This window comes from Paenibacillus odorifer (assembly GCF_000758725.1).
GTDB lineage: Bacteria > Bacillota > Bacilli > Paenibacillales > Paenibacillaceae > Paenibacillus_AQ > Paenibacillus_AQ odorifer.
Map to the genome: position 1 here is coordinate 3,323,582 of NZ_CP009428.1, position 17,404 is coordinate 3,340,985.

At 44.9% G+C, this 17,404-nt stretch carries 13 protein-coding genes; all 13 read left to right on the forward strand.

All coding sequences use genetic code 11. The features are described from left to right. The first annotated feature begins 69 nt into the window (after positions 1-69). Positions 70-2,430, forward strand: a complete 2,361-nt coding sequence (locus PODO_RS14455; protein ID WP_244886486.1) for a glycoside hydrolase family 95 protein — start codon at positions 70-72, stop codon at positions 2,428-2,430. Between the two features lie 179 nt (positions 2,431-2,609). Further along, positions 2,610-3,503, forward strand: coding sequence for an ABC transporter permease (locus PODO_RS14460; protein ID WP_051491014.1), 894 nt, complete (start codon positions 2,610-2,612; stop codon positions 3,501-3,503). An 18-nt stretch (positions 3,504-3,521) separates the two neighbouring features. Continuing rightward, positions 3,522-4,385: a carbohydrate ABC transporter permease gene (locus tag PODO_RS14465; RefSeq protein WP_038570993.1), complete on the forward strand. Its 864-nt coding sequence runs from the start codon at positions 3,522-3,524 to the stop codon at positions 4,383-4,385. Positions 4,386-4,556: 171 nt separating this feature from the next. Further along, a complete protein-coding gene (locus tag PODO_RS14470; RefSeq protein WP_036677877.1) occupies positions 4,557-5,582 on the forward strand; it encodes a response regulator transcription factor in 1,026 nt (341 codons plus the stop codon). Beyond that, positions 5,582-7,408 carry a sensor histidine kinase gene (locus PODO_RS14475; RefSeq protein ID WP_076144147.1) on the forward strand — a complete coding sequence of 609 codons (1,827 nt, stop codon included), beginning with the start codon at positions 5,582-5,584 and terminating at the stop codon, positions 7,406-7,408. The genes PODO_RS14470 and PODO_RS14475 overlap by 1 nt, the downstream gene beginning before the upstream one ends. Positions 7,409-7,617: 209 nt before the next feature. Beyond that, positions 7,618-9,180: an extracellular solute-binding protein gene (locus PODO_RS14480; protein ID WP_038570999.1), complete on the forward strand. Its 1,563-nt coding sequence runs from the start codon at positions 7,618-7,620 to the stop codon at positions 9,178-9,180. 59 nt (positions 9,181-9,239) lie between these two features. After that, a complete protein-coding gene (locus PODO_RS14485) occupies positions 9,240-10,439 on the forward strand; it encodes a hypothetical protein (RefSeq protein ID WP_038571002.1) in 1,200 nt (399 codons plus the stop codon). Between the two features lie 16 nt (positions 10,440-10,455). Continuing rightward, positions 10,456-11,487, forward strand: coding sequence for a glycoside hydrolase family protein (locus PODO_RS14490; protein ID WP_174890040.1), 1,032 nt, complete (start codon positions 10,456-10,458; stop codon positions 11,485-11,487). Positions 11,488-11,534: 47 nt separating this feature from the next. Next, positions 11,535-12,701: a glycoside hydrolase family 88 protein gene (locus PODO_RS14495; RefSeq protein WP_052097034.1), complete on the forward strand. Its 1,167-nt coding sequence runs from the start codon at positions 11,535-11,537 to the stop codon at positions 12,699-12,701. Next, entirely contained in the window at positions 12,695-14,497 is a 1,803-nt protein-coding gene (locus PODO_RS14500) for an alpha-L-fucosidase (protein WP_038571004.1), read from the forward strand. Before PODO_RS14495 ends, PODO_RS14500 begins: the two co-directional genes overlap by 7 nt. Before the next feature lie 239 nt (positions 14,498-14,736). Next, entirely contained in the window at positions 14,737-15,480 is a 744-nt protein-coding gene (locus PODO_RS14505; protein WP_280513481.1) for a metal ABC transporter ATP-binding protein, read from the forward strand. Further along, complete coding sequence (locus PODO_RS14510) at positions 15,473-16,315, forward strand: metal ABC transporter permease (protein ID WP_036677866.1); 843 nt, start codon at positions 15,473-15,475, stop codon at positions 16,313-16,315. The genes PODO_RS14505 and PODO_RS14510 overlap by 8 nt, the downstream gene beginning before the upstream one ends. Then, positions 16,312-17,232, forward strand: a complete 921-nt coding sequence (locus PODO_RS14515; protein ID WP_038571008.1) for a metal ABC transporter substrate-binding protein — start codon at positions 16,312-16,314, stop codon at positions 17,230-17,232. The genes PODO_RS14510 and PODO_RS14515 overlap by 4 nt, the downstream gene beginning before the upstream one ends. The last annotated feature ends 172 nt before the right edge of the window (positions 17,233-17,404 follow it).

Below are 17,404 nucleotides of genomic sequence, written 5' to 3' on the forward strand. Positions count from 1 at the left end.
GTAGCATAAGAAGTGGAGTTACTGACGAATGATATGACCTGAAAATAGGAAAGGCCAGGTGAACAAGAGTTGAGTGAAAGAAGACGAGCGAAACAAGAGGTGGCATTACCGGCAACCATGCGGGAATCAGAACGTCTTCGATTATGGTATACAAGCCCGGCGTCAAATTGGAATGAGGCTCTTCCCATAGGAAACGGGCGCCTTGGGGCGATGGTGTCTGGTATGATCGGCCAAGATAAAATCCAGCTTAACGAAGATTCAATCTGGTACGGCGGCCCTGGACGCGCAGCTAATCCTGCAGCTCAGCCGTATTTGACGGAGATTCGGCAAATGCTGAAAGACGGCAGGCAGGCGGAGGCAGAACATTTGGCTCGAATGGCTATGACTGCTTCACCAAAATATGAACAGCCGTACCAGCCACTTGGCGATTTGATTTTGAAGTTTCTGGATTCCAGTGAGGTTATTGAAGAATACGAGCGGGAGCTCGATTTGGAGCAAGCGGTTGTTACGGTGTCGTACCGTTGTGGCGGGGTTCGCTATTACAGGCAATATTTTGTAAGTGAACCGGACGGTGTATTAGTAGTCCGATTGACAGCTGACAGACTTGGCAAGATCACGTTGGCTGCGAATCTTATGCGTCGTCCGTTCGATACCGGCTGTAGTACTGGTCCTGCAAACACAGTTCTAATGAATGGGGAATGCGGAGCGGATGGTGTTCGCTTTTGCACAGCACTAAGGGCAGTTCAACAAGGAGGCCGCCAGAGGCTCATAGGGGATTTCATCTCTATTGAGGGAGCAGACTCCGTCACCCTTATGCTGGCAGCGCAGAGTACCTTTCGTGTGGATCAACCTGAAAAAGCCTGTCTGGAGCAATTGGATCAAGCCACGGCTCAGTCTTTTGCAACTCTAATAAAGCGGCATAAGGAGGAATACAAGTCCCGGTTTGCTCGATTTTCAATCGATTTAACAAGGGATGGCGACCCGTACGCCGAGCTTCCTACCGATAAACGATTACTGCGGTTACAGCAAGCAAAAGATGAAAGAAGCAATTCCAATGAGTTTGGTGATCCAGGACTAGTTGCACTATATGTGCAGTATGGGCGCTACCTATTGCTTTCCAGTTCTCGACCAGGTACGTTGCCTGCTAATCTGCAAGGCATATGGAATGATAGCTTTACCCCGCCATGGGAATCAAAATATACAATTAATATTAACCTCCAGATGAATTACTGGCCTGCCGAAGTCCTAAATATGGCTGAATGCCATGAACCGCTGTTTGATCTGATCGAACGGATGCAGTTGAACGGTCAAGAAACGGCAAAAGAAATGTATGGCTGTCGCGGTTTTGTTGCTCATCATAACACTAACTTATGGGCGGAAACCCGACCTGAAGGCATCCTAATTACCTGTACGGTCTGGCCAATGGGTGCTGCTTGGTTATGCCTTCATTTGTGGGAACACTACCGGTTTGGACTGAACCTGTCTTTTCTCAAGGAAAGGGCCTATCCAGTGATGAAGGAAGCAGCGATTTTTCTGCTTGATTACATGGTAGAGGAGGGTGGTGTACGGATTACTGGGCCTTCGGTCTCCCCTGAAAACCGCTTCCTTCTTTCGGACGGAAGCAGCGGCAGCCTCTGTATGGGACCATCTATGGATTTGCAAATCGCATATGCAATGCTTTCCGCCTGTTCGGAAGCGGCATCAATAATTGGAGAAGCAGATACAATGTTTCTCTTTGAACTACATGAGACGCTTGAACACATTCCACAGCCGAGTGTGGGCAGTCATGGACAGATTAAGGAATGGCTGTTTGACTACGAAGAGCAAGACGCAGGTCACCGGCATATTTCTCAGTTGTTCGCATTACATCCGGGTGAACAGATTGACATGAGGCACACCCCTGAGCTTGCCGCAGCAGCCCGACGAACGCTTGAACGCCGTCTTGACGGAGGTGGAGGCCATACCGGCTGGAGCAGGGCATGGATCGTCAACTTTTATGCCCGTCTCGGTATGGGTGCGGAAGCCTACGAGCATTTACTTAATCTCTTAGCCTCCTCCACGTATTCGAATCTTTTAGACTGCCATCCACCCTTTCAAATAGACGGAAACTTTGGTGGAGCAGCAGGCGTAGCAGAAATGCTGCTGCAATCCCACCGAGGAGAACTTCGACTATTACCTGCCCTTCCTAAGGAGTGGGCTTCAGGCAGCATAAGGGGAATGAGAGCAAGAGGTGGTTTTACCGTTGATCTTTCTTGGAGCCAAGGAAAGCTTGATGAAGCGACGATTCACTCTACGTTAACCGCTGAATATCGAATTTGGTCTGCTGTTCCGCTTGATCTGCCAGAACAATCTCTTATTAGCGATGGTCAGGGATTTGAATATACTTTTTCTTCAGTTGCAGGGAAGTCCCGCAAGATTTGTGCACAATAGTCAATCGTAATAAAACACAGGCAAGCCGAAAAATCTCCATTTTGAAGACCTGGATATTGGATTAACATTAGCCATACAACAAAATCCAAACTGCAACCAAAGGAGCGATATTTATGCCACAACAAGTGCCAGCCGCATTGCCAGCGAGCAGGCCAGATCTTTCCCCATTCCAAAGAAGAATGACCAATTTGCGCAAATATAAGGCGCTATATCTCATTTCACTGCCGGGCATTATTTTTTTTATCGTATTTAAATACTTACCCTTGGCGGGTTCCATCATGGCCTTTCAAAACTACAACATATTCAAAGGTTTTACAGGCAGTCCTTGGGTTGGCCTTGATCAGTTCCGGCGGATGTTCACCTATCCAGAGTTTTTGAGAATTCTTGAAAATACTATCCTGATCGGCCTATATGATATGGTCTTTGCGTTTCCGGTTCCCATAATATTCGCCCTCCTTCTTAATGAAGTGAGAAAAGCTTTCTATAAACGGATTTTGCAGACCGTCGTTTATTTGCCCCATTTTCTCTCATGGGTCATTATTGGGGGGATTATGATCGGCATTTTGTCCCCAACGACAGGTATCGTGAACCAGATCTTAAATGCTTTTGGGCTCGACTCCGTTTATTTTCTGGGCGAGGACTCGTATATTCGTACCATCCTGGTTGGAACAGGCATATGGAAAGACAGTGGATGGGGAACTATTGTTTATTTAGCCGCACTCGCAGCTGTGAATCCCGAGCTGTATGAGGCGGCCCGGATTGACGGAGCAAATCGGTGGAAACAAACCTTATCCATTACGATCCCGACGATCTTGCCCACCATCATGATTATGTTCCTGCTTCATATCGGTAACTTCCTTGATTTTGGCTTCGAGCGAGTGTTTGTATTTATCAATTCGCTTAATGAGACCAATGGAGATATTCTCGATACGTATATATACCGAGTGGGTCTTATTGATCAGCAATACAGCTATACAACAGCTATAGGCCTCTTTAAATCGGTCGTCGGACTGTTGCTAGTCATGATCGGGAATACGCTTAGCAAAAAAGCATCAGGGGATGGACTTTACTAGAAAGGAGTCGAAGAGTAAATGAAAAATAAAGGTCGCCTGTTTGACGTTTTTAACTATATATTTCTGATGCTGGTCGGGTGCTTGATGATCTTCCCTCTGCTGCATGTGCTCGCCAAATCATTTAGCAGCACTCATGCCATTAATGCAGGCGAGGTTAAGCTATTCCCTGTAGATTGGACGCTTATGAATTATCAAGTTATTCTTGGGGATACCTCCATCTGGAGAGCTTTCATGGTAAGTATATTTATTACAGTTGTCGGAACAGTTATTAATCTGATTTTAACTGCATCACTGGCCTATCCTTTATCCAGATCCGAATATTCGATGCGCAAAGGAGTTCTGATTTTAATCCTAATTACGATGATATTTCACGCTCCGCTCATACCGAACTATATGGTCATCAAAAACTTGCACTTGATCGACTCTTTATGGGTATTAATCATCCCATCGGCCATCAGTGCATATAACCTGTTCATCATGCGTTCTTTTTTCTCAGCCCTGCCTACTGAACTGATAGACAGCGCGCGAATGGATGGAGCGGGAGAGCTGCGCACGATGTGGAGCGTCATCCTTCCTTTGTCCAAACCTGTTATGGCAACTATGGGCTTGTTCTACGCGGTATCCCATTGGAATTCTTATTCATCGGCGTTGTATTTTATCAATACACGAGCGCTTTATCCACTTCAGCTGCGGCTTCGGGAAATCGTACTGAGTAACGACCTTGGGCAAGCGGGCAGCTTATTAGAAAACGTAAATGAAGTATCTCCGGCAGGTGTGCAAATGGCAGTTATTGTCGTCTCCGTCATACCGATTATTATCGTGTATCCGTTTCTGCAAAAGTATTTTATCAAAGGGATGTTAATCGGATCTATTAAGTCTTAAATCAACCAGCTTGCATCATCCTTTAAAAGAAACAGCCATCTGCTTATCAAAATATGGTAAGATATAATCCAAACTCAAAAATGGAAGCGTTGCCAATGATCGCAACTTCAAATCAATTTCATACCACAAGACAACTGATTCTGATTCCATTCCGGAAGGGATTTGATACAAGTGCGAGTATTGATTGTAGAAGATGAGCCTGTCATTCAAAAAGGATTGGTGAAGATGGTCCAGCGTTATCCGGTCTCATTCACCGCGATTTATACAGCCGACGATGGCGAAGCAGCCTTAGAAACTATCCAAAAGCTAGAACCGCATTTAGTGCTGACAGATTTGCGCATGAAGCGGATGGATGGCCTTGATTTATGTGAACGAATTCACCGTGATTACAGTCATGTCCAGGTGGCAGTCATTTCCGGGTACAATGACTTTCAATATGCTCAACGAGCAATGGCATACGGCGTTAAGCGATATTTGTTAAAGCCGGTTCTCCAGCAGGATGTGCATGATATGCTGAGAGAACTTATATCCGGAATGACAGGCAACATTATTCCTGTTCATAAATACGTGGATTGGGCCGAACAGCTGGAACAACATATCTGGCTGCTGCAACGTGATGAGACAAACCGTCTGCTTGATGACAGAGAAACATCCGGTTTATTTGAAGGGTTGAACGTCTTTAGCATGGATGCAGTCCTGAATGATTGTCTACAAATGGTCGTAGATCGCTTGGAACGCCGAGGCTGGAAGCCTCAGTCCCGGTGCTGTGGAGATGTGAAAGCCGCCAATACGAAAAAAGAAACGATGTTAGCATTTGTCGCGATAATAAACGGTATACTTGCGGAGCTGCAACTTACTCGCAAAGGCAACTATAAGGACCCGGTTGAAGAAGCAAAAGCTTTCATTGATAAACATTTGGCTGAGGATGTGTCGTTAGAAGAAGTAGCCAAACGGGTGGGACTTGCCCGCACCTACTTCAGCGCATTATTCAAAAAAATGACGGGGGAAACCTTCGTACACTACCGGATCCGAAGAAGAATGGAGGAAGCGCGCAGACTTCTTGCCGTACCTACCATGACAATCAGTGATATCTCGATTCATGTAGGTTACGAGGATTATCCCCATTTTACGAAGACGTTTAAAAATCTCGTGGGTGTGTCACCTTCGGAATACCGTGCTTCGTTTGGCATTGAATAATGAGAGCAACCCTCAGCCGGAAGCTGCTATTTTATTTTACCATTGTCATCTTACTTTCCCTGTCAGCGCTGGGGATTTCCTTCTACAGCATTTCTGCCAAGCAATTGCAGGCAAGCACTGAAAACCAAATGATTCAGATCGTAAATAATGCAGTTCATCATACCAATCTCTATATTTCATCCTATCAACGGTCGACCGTGGCGCTACTAACGGATTTGAGAGTTAAAAGATATATTGACCTATCATCAGACCGTGAGGAATATGAAAATTACCGCTACACGACCGATATTCGCGATGCAATTGTCGAACCAGTATGGATTCGCAATCCCGAGATTGAAGCCTTATATATTATCGGGTATTCCGGAAATGCGCTTTATTATTATAATGGCGGTTCAGCGCCATCTTTTACACAGGAAGACACCGCTAGACAGATCAGGTATTTCAAAGAACATACAGATGTCAGTGGACAGTTGAATGTAATCAATTACAGTATCCGTGGGGATCAAACGCCGATGTTGACCTTAATCCGCAGCATTCGTGGCCTTCAGTCACCAGAGATGAAAGGATTTGTAGGCATCGAAGTCAAAGCGCAGGAGCTCTCCACGTTATGGAAAGGGATCGATCTTGGTCCCGAAAGCTATTTTTTTATTGTAGATGGCGAAGGCAGGATTCAATATCATAACGATCAAAACAAAGTAGGGACGTTGATTCCCGATAGTCTTGGCAAGCAAATTGAGTTAGCAGGAGATGCGATGTTCCGCAGCTCGGCAGAGGGAGTGGAAAAATCTTATATCAGCCGTAATGCGGAATATTCCGGTTGGCATCTGGTTGTATCCATTCCAGACACTCAGCTGCAAAAGCCGCTAATTACCATCAGGAATTATATTATTGCTGTCGCGATTTTGACATTTATGATAGCGCTGTTTCTGGCAAGCCGATTTGGTAAGTCTGTTACTACACCAATCCGTACACTGATGAAAGGAATGAGCCAGACCGAAAAAGGAAATTGGGAATTAATCTCCCTTCCGAAAAGCCAGGATGAGGTCACTGGGCTTATCGTTCGTTACAATCTGATGGTAACGCGCCTGTCAGAGCTTGTGGACACCGTGTATCAATCAGAACTGAAGAACAAGGAAGTGGAAGCCGAGCGGCAGAAGGCCGAATTCCAATCCTTACAGTTACAGATCAACCCCCATTTTTTATATAATACGCTCGAAACGGTGGTCTGCTATGCAGTAATTCAGGATTCAGATGAAATATCAGAAATTGTCGGAGCCCTGTCCTACATGCTGCATTATTCGGTGCGCACCAATCTTGAAGAGATAACCGTGGCCAATGAGCTGAAGCATGTCATCCATTATATGGTCATTATCAATCACCGGATCGGAAGGCCGTTTGATATCGATGTGCGGATAAAGCCTGAAATGCTTCTGCGCAAAATGGTCCGCCTGACCTTACAGCCACTTGTGGAAAATGTGTTCCAGCACGCTTTTCGTTATGGTGTTGAAGATCATCACACGATTACGATTGATGCTGGAGAGGATGGCGATATCTTCTGGGTCAGCATTACGGATAATGGCAGCGGGATGACCCCGGAGCGGCTTGAAGAACTTCGCCTCAAACTGAGCGAAAATCGACTCGCCGATGTGGAGGAAGGTAAAGGAAGCCCAGGCGGCATCGGTGTGCAAAATGTTCACCGCCGGATACAACTTGTCTTCGGGGAAGAATGCGGTGTTGACGTAGAGAGCAGTCCAGAATGGGGAACACGCATGATCATGAGAATGCCGATTTCCGGAAGGAAGGAACATCAAGTGCTTAACGCATAGGCGCTACTCGCCGAAGAGAACGAGGATCAAAAGGCTGTCCTGAGGTCCGAGCCGCGGACTTTTTGGGATGGCCTTTTTTTATAACGGCAACCGATCACAAAAAAACACATCCCATAATAATCCACCCCATGGGAGTGCTGATGATACAGCTTTATGATGGGTACAGGTAAACCAAATACCTTTTTATACTAATAAGGGGGATTATCCAGATGAAAAAATGGGTTAGTCTGATCCTATCCACGGCGCTTGTATCAAGTCTCGTCGCAGGATGCGGAGGCAATGAAACATCGGACGGTAACGCCGATGCAGCAGGCGAATCAAAACCGCTTAAATTTAGTATTTCGTTAAACACAAGCGGAAACGCTTACACGGAAAGTTCTAAAGACATTAACACCGATAAGTGGGTCAAGGAGTTGGAAAAACGGGCGAATGTCGATTTAGACATTAAGTTAATTCCTTTGAAGGACTTTGATTCCAAAATGGCTGTTATGTTCGCAGGCGGTGATATTCCGGATGTGGTTCAAAATGTCGGAGGGGCTACAGATAAATCGATGGCTGGATCGGTTCAGGCTGGTGTTTTTATGCCGCTAGATGATCTGCTGAAGGAGAATGCGCCTAACTTGATGAAGGTTGTCCCGCAGGAAGCATGGGATGAAGTCAGCTACGACGGAAAAATATATGGCATTCCGACTTGGCTCAGCAATCCGTCTCGACGTGCCACCTTTATCCGAACAGATTTATTGGAGAAAACCGGTCTCCCGGTACCTGTAACGATTGAAGATTTCTTGAATGTGCTACGCGCTTTTAAGAAACTCGGTGTGAGCGCGCCTTATCAGATGCGTGAGAACTTCAAATATGCAGATATCGCATTCGGTGCATATGACGCGCTTGGCTATCAGTTTACAGAGGATAATGGAGAGATCGTACCCAAATTTTATAATTCCGAGAATATGGAAAAAGCACTGAACGTATACAAAACGATGTATGACGAAGGCCTCATTCAGAAGGATTTTGCGACAATTCAGACGGCGCAGTATGGCGAAAATATTGCTGCAGGCAATGCAGGAATCTGGACAGCTAACGCGCAAAATCTACTGGATTTCCGGACCCAAATCGCCGCATCCAATCCGGAAGCGAAAGTGGATATTATCTCGTCGCCAACCGGTGACAATGGACAAAAAGGATATGGCTTGTATAGTTCGGTCAATACCTCACTGTATATCAACAATAAGGTCAGTAAAGAAAAGGCTGCCCGGATTATTCAAATGTTTGAATGGATGCAGACCCCGGAAGCAAGTAATTTCTATAGTTTTGGGATTGAAGGCGAGAATTACACGGTAAAAGACGGAAAAGTTGATTATAAGCTGCCAGAGAACAAGGCTGCCCAAGATGAAGAGAAATTCCGCACACAGCTGCGCTGGGTAGGGGACGGAACGATCAACCGCGAACGAACTGAGCTGCTTTCGGGTGGTAAAGATGTCTTGAAAGCATTGGATGAAACGCTGAGCAAAGAAGGCTTAGGGGGCATTGGATTTGTACCTGATCTGGAGTCTTTTAGCAAGTTCCCTGATCTTGCCTCCAAACGTCCCGATCAGGCACCAAAATTGATCATAGACCATATGGTCAAAATGATTTATGGCAAAGAACCGATTAGCGATTTCCCAAAAGTCATCGAGGAATATAAGCAAAAAGGCGGCGTAGAAATCTTAAAAGAAGCAACAGAACGCTACAAAAATAATGAGGGAATCCTTAATCAGCAAAGTCGTAAATAGATAGATTCTCAGGAAGCCTCTTCATTCGAAGGGCTTCCTGCCAGTTAGGAGGGAGAACGATGAGTCAAACTTCATTGTGTGATGAAATCATGCGTCTGCCTGTAATCGATACACATACCCATCTCGTCGGCGATAAGCTAAACGCGGCTGACTTCTGGGAAATAGCCGATTATTTCTGGTTGAACCAAGAGCTTCAGTCAGCAGGATATCCGGCGAATGCGGACCAACTTTCGAAAGGGAAACGGGCTGACTCTTTTGTTAGCGCCTACCACGCTTCCCGTAATACGATGATGAATCGTGCTTTTACAGCAATCATGAAAGATCTGTACGGTATCTCCATCACAGATTCAGAGTCGGTGTTCAAAGCGGATATAACGATTAAACAGCAAAGTCACGATCCCGGCTGGGCGCAGAACGTAGCTGACCGTCTGCATGTGCAGCGGTTTATTGTAAACCGTCCGGAACATGCCAACTTTGCACACATGAGGGAAAATGCTCTACTGATTCCTCGAATTGACTCTTGGCTGCCTGAGCTGGCAAAGAATATTGCAGATTCCTATGATCCCAGCCGGGAGGCTGCTTATGCTCAAGCGAAAAAATTTATTAGCGAGCAGCTGCAGTCTTATCAGACTATGGGCTGTCCAGGAATCATGACTACGTTGCCAGCTTTTGAAGCCAAAGCTCATGATGTTTACAATCTTAGCAACGTAACTGGACCGGATGAAATCATGATGCTGCTCTTTCATCATATTTGTTCGGAACTGCAAGCAAGAGGAATGTTCTTGCAGTTGTTTCTCGGCGTCGAACGCAGATGGTGTAATACATCAGCTGCGCCAGTTAACGATTCGCTACGGATTGTTAAACTGTACGGTTTATTCGAACGGTATTCCATTCCGTTTGAGCTGGTGGTGGCTTCGGAATTAAATAACCTGGATGTTGTGCAGGCTGCATGGAATTTCCCTAACGTTCATGTAGGCGGGATGTGGTGGTATAACTTCAGACCCAGTACCTATTTGCAGAGCATGCAGTATCGGTTAGAGGCACTCGCCCCGCTCAAGTGTTCGCTCATTGTCTCGGATGCGCGCTGTATCGAATGGACATATGGCAAGCTGCTGATCGTTAAAAAAATACTTGCGCGCTTTTTGGAAAGTCAAATAGCGGAAGGCTGGATCAGCCGGGATGAGGCGCTGGATATTGCTGCGGAATGGCTGCATGGCAGTGCTGCTAAACGTTATAGACTAATGGATGTTAAGCAATAAGCCATGGAGGGAGAAAATGACTTTTTCATTAATGGACCGAATGTTGCCTGCTCCTTTGAACGGAGGATTCCGTATGGAGAATTGGTGGGTGTGGTGCGGATCAGCTGTGCGTGGCGAGGATGGGCGTTTTCATTTATTCGCATCCCGTTGGCCGAAATGGCTGCCGATGCATCCGGGATGGTTACTTCGCTCAGAAATTGTCCGCGCATCTGCCGATAACGCGGAAGGACCCTATACGTACGAAGAAACCGTACTACCCGCAAGGGGAGCGGAATACTGGGACGGACGAAGCACCCATAATCCGCATATCCTTCGGTATGGCGATAAGTTTCTGTTGTATTATATGGGCTCAACTCATCCATTCGCTGAGCCGCAACCTAATGAAACAGTGGAACTTGACGACTATCGGGTGATTGCCGCTCGTGCCAACAAACGTGTTGGCCTAGCTGTAGCCGACAGTGTATTCGGACCATGGACAAGGATGGATGCACCTATTCTGCCTACACGTCCGGGCAGGTTCGACAGCTTCCTCACATCCAATCCGGCTCCTTGTATCCGCGAAGATGGCTCCTTGCTATTGGTATATAAAGCCCGCAAATACGAAGGCAATTCCTATGGACAGATGACGCTTGGCATTGCCGGTTCATCTAAGGACGAAGGGCCATATAGAGTAATTAACAACGCACCTCTGTTTCCACCAGAGCGGTCCCATATTGAAGATCCATTTATCTGGCGGTCCGCGGACGGGTACCAAATGATCGCCAAGGATATGGATGGCCGGATATGTGGAGAAAAGCACGGTGGGATATTTGCATCATCTACGGATGGAACCGACTGGCAGCTGGCTGATTCAACGCAATCGTATTCCCGGCGGGTTCTCTGGGAGGACGGCACTGTGCAGTGGATGGGCAGCTTTGAACGTCCGTTCCTATTATTTCAGGAAGGGGTTCCTACCCATTTATTCGCTGCAGTAGCAGATGGACCGGGAGGGTTCCGAAATGCGAAGCACACTTGGAATATGGTCATTCCACTACGGACAACGTTTTAAGAAATTGAATTTCATAAATATCATCAGTGTTAACAGGAGGAACTAGAATGGGAGAAGTACTACCAACTCAACAAACTCGCGAACTGCTGATTTCGGAGTCTACTCTGGAATGGGCGGATAGCGCATGGCAACAAATTGTAAATAAAGTGGAAAAGAATAGTAAGCGAATTGGTGTTAGTTTTCCGCATGCTTCCGTGAGCGGAGTATACGATAACATGCGTCCATCATGGTGGACAGCAGGGTTCTGGCCGGGTATTTTGTGGCAGATTGCCGCAGAAGGTAATCATCCGGCACTGCAAGAAATCGCCGAGCAAATTGAAGAGAAATTGGATGAACCTCTTTATGCCCTTACCGTACATCATGATGCTGGTTTTATATGGACACTCTCAGCTTTGGCCAATTACCGAGTGACTGGTAATGAACGCTCCAAGCAGCGCGGGTTGATGGCTGCCGCTCAACTGGCCAGCCGCTTTAACCTGAAAGGGTCATTTATCAGAGCCTGGCATGACACGGAGAAGATAAACCGGGCGGGATGGTCCATCATTGATACTGTAATGAATCTGCCCTTATTATACTGGGCATCGGAAGTTACAGAGGATCCGCGTTTCCGGCATATCGCCGCTGCGCATGCGGAAACGGTAGTGGAGCATTTTTTACGTCCAGATGGATCAAGTTATCATATTCTGCAGTTCAACCCGGAATCAGGAGAAAAAATCGGCGCTATGGCCGGCCAAGGTTATGCGGAAGAATCCGCTTGGGCACGGGGCAGCGCATGGATGATTTACGGTCTTACTTTGTCTTATCACTATACCGGAGAGAACAAGTTTCTATCGGGAGCTAAAAGAGCTGCGCACTTCTTCTTGGCTAATCTTCCGGAGGATCATGTACCTCACTGGGATTTCAGGGCACCTGATGCAGGCGAAAAGCCGCGTGATACCTCTGCTGGTGCATGTGCGGCATGTGGCTTGATCGAGCTGGCAAAGATCGTACCACAGGCAGAAGCCTCTTTTTACCTCCGAGCAGCAGAACAAATCGTTCGCTCACTTTATGAGAATTATGGGGCTTGGGACATTCCGGAAGAGGAGGGATTGATTCTTTCTGGAACATCCAATCTTCCAGGGGGTGTGCATATTGATACGCCACTGATCTATGGCGATTATTTCTTCGTCGAGGCTGTTTCTAAACTCCGCGGAGCCGTTCTTCAGTTATGGTAAGGAACGGAAAAACAACAGAAAACCTTCTCGATGATCCGTATAGTATACAGTCGGTCGACACTCCGATAGATAACGAGCAGGCTCGGCGTATGGAATGGTGGCAGGAAGCAAGGCTCGGCTTGTTTATTCACTGGGGACCTTATGCCCTGCCTGCGGGTGAATGGAAGGGAAAAGAAATACAAGCTTCTTACAGTGAGCATATTATGCTACGCGCGAAGATCCCAGTTGCTGAATATGAGGAAATGGCCGCGGCGTTCAATCCATCAGCTTTTGATGCAATGAAGTGGGTGCGGACTGCCAAGCGTGCTGGCCTAAAATATATCATCTTTACAGCTAAACATCACGACGGCTTCGCGATGTATGACTCGAGTGTATCCCAATATTCGATCAGTAAGCACACCTCATTGGGCCGTGACCCCCTTCGGGAACTAATGGAGGCATGTCGTGCGGAAGAAATGGTACTCGGAATTTACTACTCCCATGCGATGGATTGGCATGATCCAGACTCTCAAGGGAATACCTGGGATTATCCACTGAATATCGGCGCTTATGATGACGTTCAAACTTGGTTAAATGATACCGATAAACACACCCGCTTTGAACGATATTTGCACAGCAAATCAATCCCTCAAGTCCGTGAGCTGCTGACGGACTACGGAAAAGTTGGTTTAATGTGGTTTGATTGCGGGGGCAAACTGACCCGTGAGCAAGGAGAAGCGTTTTTGGCGGCGGTTCATGCAATTCAGCCAGATTGTTTGGTCAATAGCAGAGTATGGAAAGCACCACTTGGAGATTATTCAAATACATCTGATAATCAACTTACGACTCGTAACCTTGGTAAGTACTGGGAGAATATTATTACGTTAAATGACTCATGGGGGTATAAGAGATCCGATCACCATTGGAAATCCCCTGTAACTATCATCCGCCAGATCATCGATGTTGTAAGCAAAAATGGGAATCTGGTTATCAATATCGGCCCAACAGCGACAGGGGAATGGGATCCGGTATCCGAATCCATTTTGCTTGAAGTAGGAGATTGGTTAAATACCAATGGGGATAGCATTTACGGTGCTGGAGAATCGCCCACAGCCAAACCGTCTTGGGGTAGATGCACTTTGAAAGGAAACACATTATATCTGCATATTTTCGATCTTAAGAAGAGAAATAAGCTAATCGTTCCCGGTCTGAAGACCGCTGTTCAAAAGGTATTTGCTTTAGATGGAGGGGAGGAGCTGTTTTTCACAAAGCTATCTGAGCAGGATCTGGAAGTCGAACTCCCCAGCTTACCGAACTTTGCCGAAAATTCTAACAACATGCCGCTGGTCATCGCAATTGTCTGTGCAGAACCTGTAGGAGGTAATCCAGTCCGATTATTGGACTTTGGAGAAGATACCTTACTAGAATTGGGGGTATTTGAAAGCGAGATCTTTGGTCCAACCCTCCGTTACGATACAGGAAAAAAAGACCATGATAATTTGTTGGACTGGAAGGATAGAGAGGATACCACAGTTTGGCATGTCCGGACATTAGGTCCGGTAAGATTTCAAGTTAGTATCGCATATCGCAGCGAAGAAGGAGAGAATGGCGGTGGCGGAGTCTACCTCATCAAGGCTGCGGATCAAATTTTGCAAGCTAAAGTTATTTCTACCGATGAGGTTAATAATTTTCAAAGCTTTCAAGTAGGTGAACTGTATCTCCCCACGGCAGGAGAATATACGATTCAATTGCAGGCAGAGCTTATTACAGGGGGTTATTTGATGCAGCCTAGATGTTTAAAACTACTGCAACTATGATATTTTTATATTGTAATAATGAAAAAGAACTCAAATCACTTGGGTTCTTTTTTTTGTTGATTTAAGGATTGTTGTTGACATATTGCCCTTGGGTAAATATATTGTATATAAGAATAAATGTTTACCGAGGGAAACAAATTGGATCAAAGGAATCATTGTTTCTATTAGGAAATAAATTAACCGGGTGAACAGAACAGTGCTACATATGAACTTAACAGAGATAAGGAGTTTTTTTTATGATTGAAATCAGAAACCTAAACGTAGATTATTTCGGTAATTCTGCACTAGAAAATGTAAATATTGATATTCCCTTTGGGTATGCAATCGGAATTATCGGACCAAATGGTGCCGGGAAATCTACATTTATCAAGTCTTTGTTAGAGGTGATAAAGAAGAGAACAGGATCAGTTATGGTGGAGGGAAAAGATATTTCTGAGTACAAACGGAAGATCGCATATGTGCCGCAAAAAAATGACATTGATCTTTCTTTTCCAATCACGGTGAGGGATACAGTACTGACTGGAACTTACCCAAATTTGCGAATCTTTCAGCGCCCCGGAAAAACAGAGCGGCAAAAAGTCGAGGAATGTATGGCGATGGTGGATATAAGTGATCTTGCGAATAAACAAATCAGCAATCTGTCCGGAGGACAACTACAAAGAGTTTTTATCGCCAGGGCTCTTGCACAACAAGCAAATGTATTTTTTTTAGATGAACCTTTTGTTGGCATAGATCTAGTCAGTGAAAAAATCATTGTAAAGCTGCTTAAACAACTTCGCGAAGAAGGAAAAACCATACTCATCGTTCATCATGATTTGCATGAGGTCGAAGAATATTTTGACAAAGTCATCATTCTCAATAAGAAATTAATTGCTTTTGGTGACGTTAAAGACACCTTTACGCCAGAGAATATCCTCAGCGCCTATGGTGCGTCCTTAGGTAATCTGGTGATCAAAGGGATGGGGGCGACAGATCATGATTGATTATTTCTCAGGGGTATTAAACATTCCAATATATGCACTTAACGCGGGATTATCTGCTATCATTCTTGGAATTGTATCAGGGGTTTTAGGAAGCTTTATTGTGCTCAGAAAGATGTCATTAATGGGAGATGCGTTATCACATGCAGTGTTACCTGGGGTGGCGTTATCTTATATCTTAGGAATCAACATCCTTCTTGGAGCTTCACTGTTTGGACTATTAGCAGCAGTTCTCATTCAATTTATAACAAGTCGCAGCAATATTAAAAGTGACACTTCTATTGGCATTATTCTTAGCTCATTTTTTGCGCTAGGCATTGTCCTAATTACTTTCGCCAAAAGCGGGCTTGATCTAACTCACATTCTGTTTGGTAATATTCTGGCCGTCCCACAGTCGGAGTTAATGCAATCCTTTATTATTATGATTGTTGTTATTGCCATCATTTCATTGCTGTATAAAGAGCTTTTAATGAGTTCGTTTGATCCGGTTGTTTCCAAAGCCTATGGGTTAAAAACAGGGTTCTATCATTATTTATTGATGATGCTCCTATCTGTGGTTACCGTATCTTCGTTATCTCAAGTAGGAATTGTGCTTGTGATTGCAATGCTGGTTATTCCTGCTGCTACATCCTATCTCTGGACGAATAAGCTGTTCCACATGATTATCCTGGCTTCTACAATCGGCGCTGTATCCGGGATTATAGGTGTAATTGTAAGCTTTAAATTCAATTTACCTACAAGTGCCACGATTGTTCTGGTCGGCGTAAGCATGTTCGGAATTTCATTTATAATCTCACCCAAAAATAATTTTTTCAGGAAAGGGTTGAAACAAGGATGAAGACCATAAAAATACTCTCTTTGACAATGTTTATCGTACTTCTTACCGCATGCTCAAAGGTTAGTGAAGGAGAAGCAGACCATGATAAGCTGCAGATTGTTGCAACATACTCCATTATCGCTGATATGACCGAAAACATTGTAGGGGAGAAAGCTGAAGTTTACAGTATGGTACCCATCGGAACAGATCCGCATATGTACGATCCATTACCCAAGGATACAAGTAAGGTTTCTAGCGCAGATTTAGTGTTTTATAACGGTTTGAACCTAGAAACAGGTAAGGGGTGGTTTCAAGATCTTCTAGATGTGACTAATAAAAAGGATGTTGCTTTTGCAGTCTCAGATGAAGTATCTCCAATGTATCTAACAGAAAAAGGAAAAGAAACTCAGGTAGATCCTCATGCTTGGCTGGATATTCAGAATTCAATAAAATATGTAGATATCATCACAAAACGTGTAATCGAAAAAGATCCCGACAACAAAGAATTTTATCTTAATAATCAATCGGAATATGTTAAGAAACTGAATGAATTGGATCAATATGCAAAAGAAGCAGTCGAAAAAATTCCACAAGAGAAACGTATCCTTGTTACCAGCGAAGGAGCATTCAAATATTTTTCTAAAGCTTACGGATTTGAATCGGCTTTTATCTGGGAGATCAATACGGATAGTCAAGGAACGCCAGAGCAAATGAAAAATATAATTAAGATCATTGATGAAAATCAAGTGCCTGCATTATTTCTGGAAACTAGCGTAAATCCAAAAACAATGGAAACCATCGCAAATGAAACGGGAGTACCGATACACTCTAAGATTTTCACCGATTCTTTAGCTAAGAAAGGCGAAGAGGGCGACACATACATTAAGATGATCAAATGGAATATTGATAAAGTTATAGAAGGTTTATCTCAATCCTAAATGCCTGGCTCCAAGCTTATATCAACCGACAGAAGGTTCAGTTTACAGCTGATTCCTATGTCGGTTTTTTATTGAATAAAATCTACATTCGAGCCTCGAAATATTACGTTTATGCCTTGGGATAACCTGCTACAGGAAATATCTTCTTGTCTACTTTTCAAAAAAATCTTGG

What these genes read in the sequence shown, in the direction of transcription:
- PODO_RS14490 (WP_174890040.1), top strand. Translation starts at nt 10,456, where the DNA reads ATGACTTTTTCATTAATGGACCGAATGTTGCCTGCTCCTTTGAACGGA.
- PODO_RS14515 (WP_038571008.1), top strand. Translation starts at nt 16,312, where the DNA reads ATGAAGACCATAAAAATACTCTCTTTGACAATGTTTATCGTACTTCTT.
- PODO_RS14465 (WP_038570993.1), top strand. Translation starts at nt 3,522, where the DNA reads ATGAAAAATAAAGGTCGCCTGTTTGACGTTTTTAACTATATATTTCTG.
- PODO_RS14480 (WP_038570999.1), top strand. Translation starts at nt 7,618, where the DNA reads ATGAAAAAATGGGTTAGTCTGATCCTATCCACGGCGCTTGTATCAAGT.
- PODO_RS14495 (WP_052097034.1), top strand. Translation starts at nt 11,535, where the DNA reads ATGGGAGAAGTACTACCAACTCAACAAACTCGCGAACTGCTGATTTCG.
- PODO_RS14500 (WP_038571004.1), top strand. Translation starts at nt 12,695, where the DNA reads ATGGTAAGGAACGGAAAAACAACAGAAAACCTTCTCGATGATCCGTAT.
- PODO_RS14485 (WP_038571002.1), top strand. Translation starts at nt 9,240, where the DNA reads ATGAGTCAAACTTCATTGTGTGATGAAATCATGCGTCTGCCTGTAATC.
- PODO_RS14475 (WP_076144147.1), top strand. Translation starts at nt 5,582, where the DNA reads ATGAGAGCAACCCTCAGCCGGAAGCTGCTATTTTATTTTACCATTGTC.
- PODO_RS14510 (WP_036677866.1), top strand. Translation starts at nt 15,473, where the DNA reads ATGATTGATTATTTCTCAGGGGTATTAAACATTCCAATATATGCACTT.
- PODO_RS14460 (WP_051491014.1), top strand. Translation starts at nt 2,610, where the DNA reads ATGACCAATTTGCGCAAATATAAGGCGCTATATCTCATTTCACTGCCG.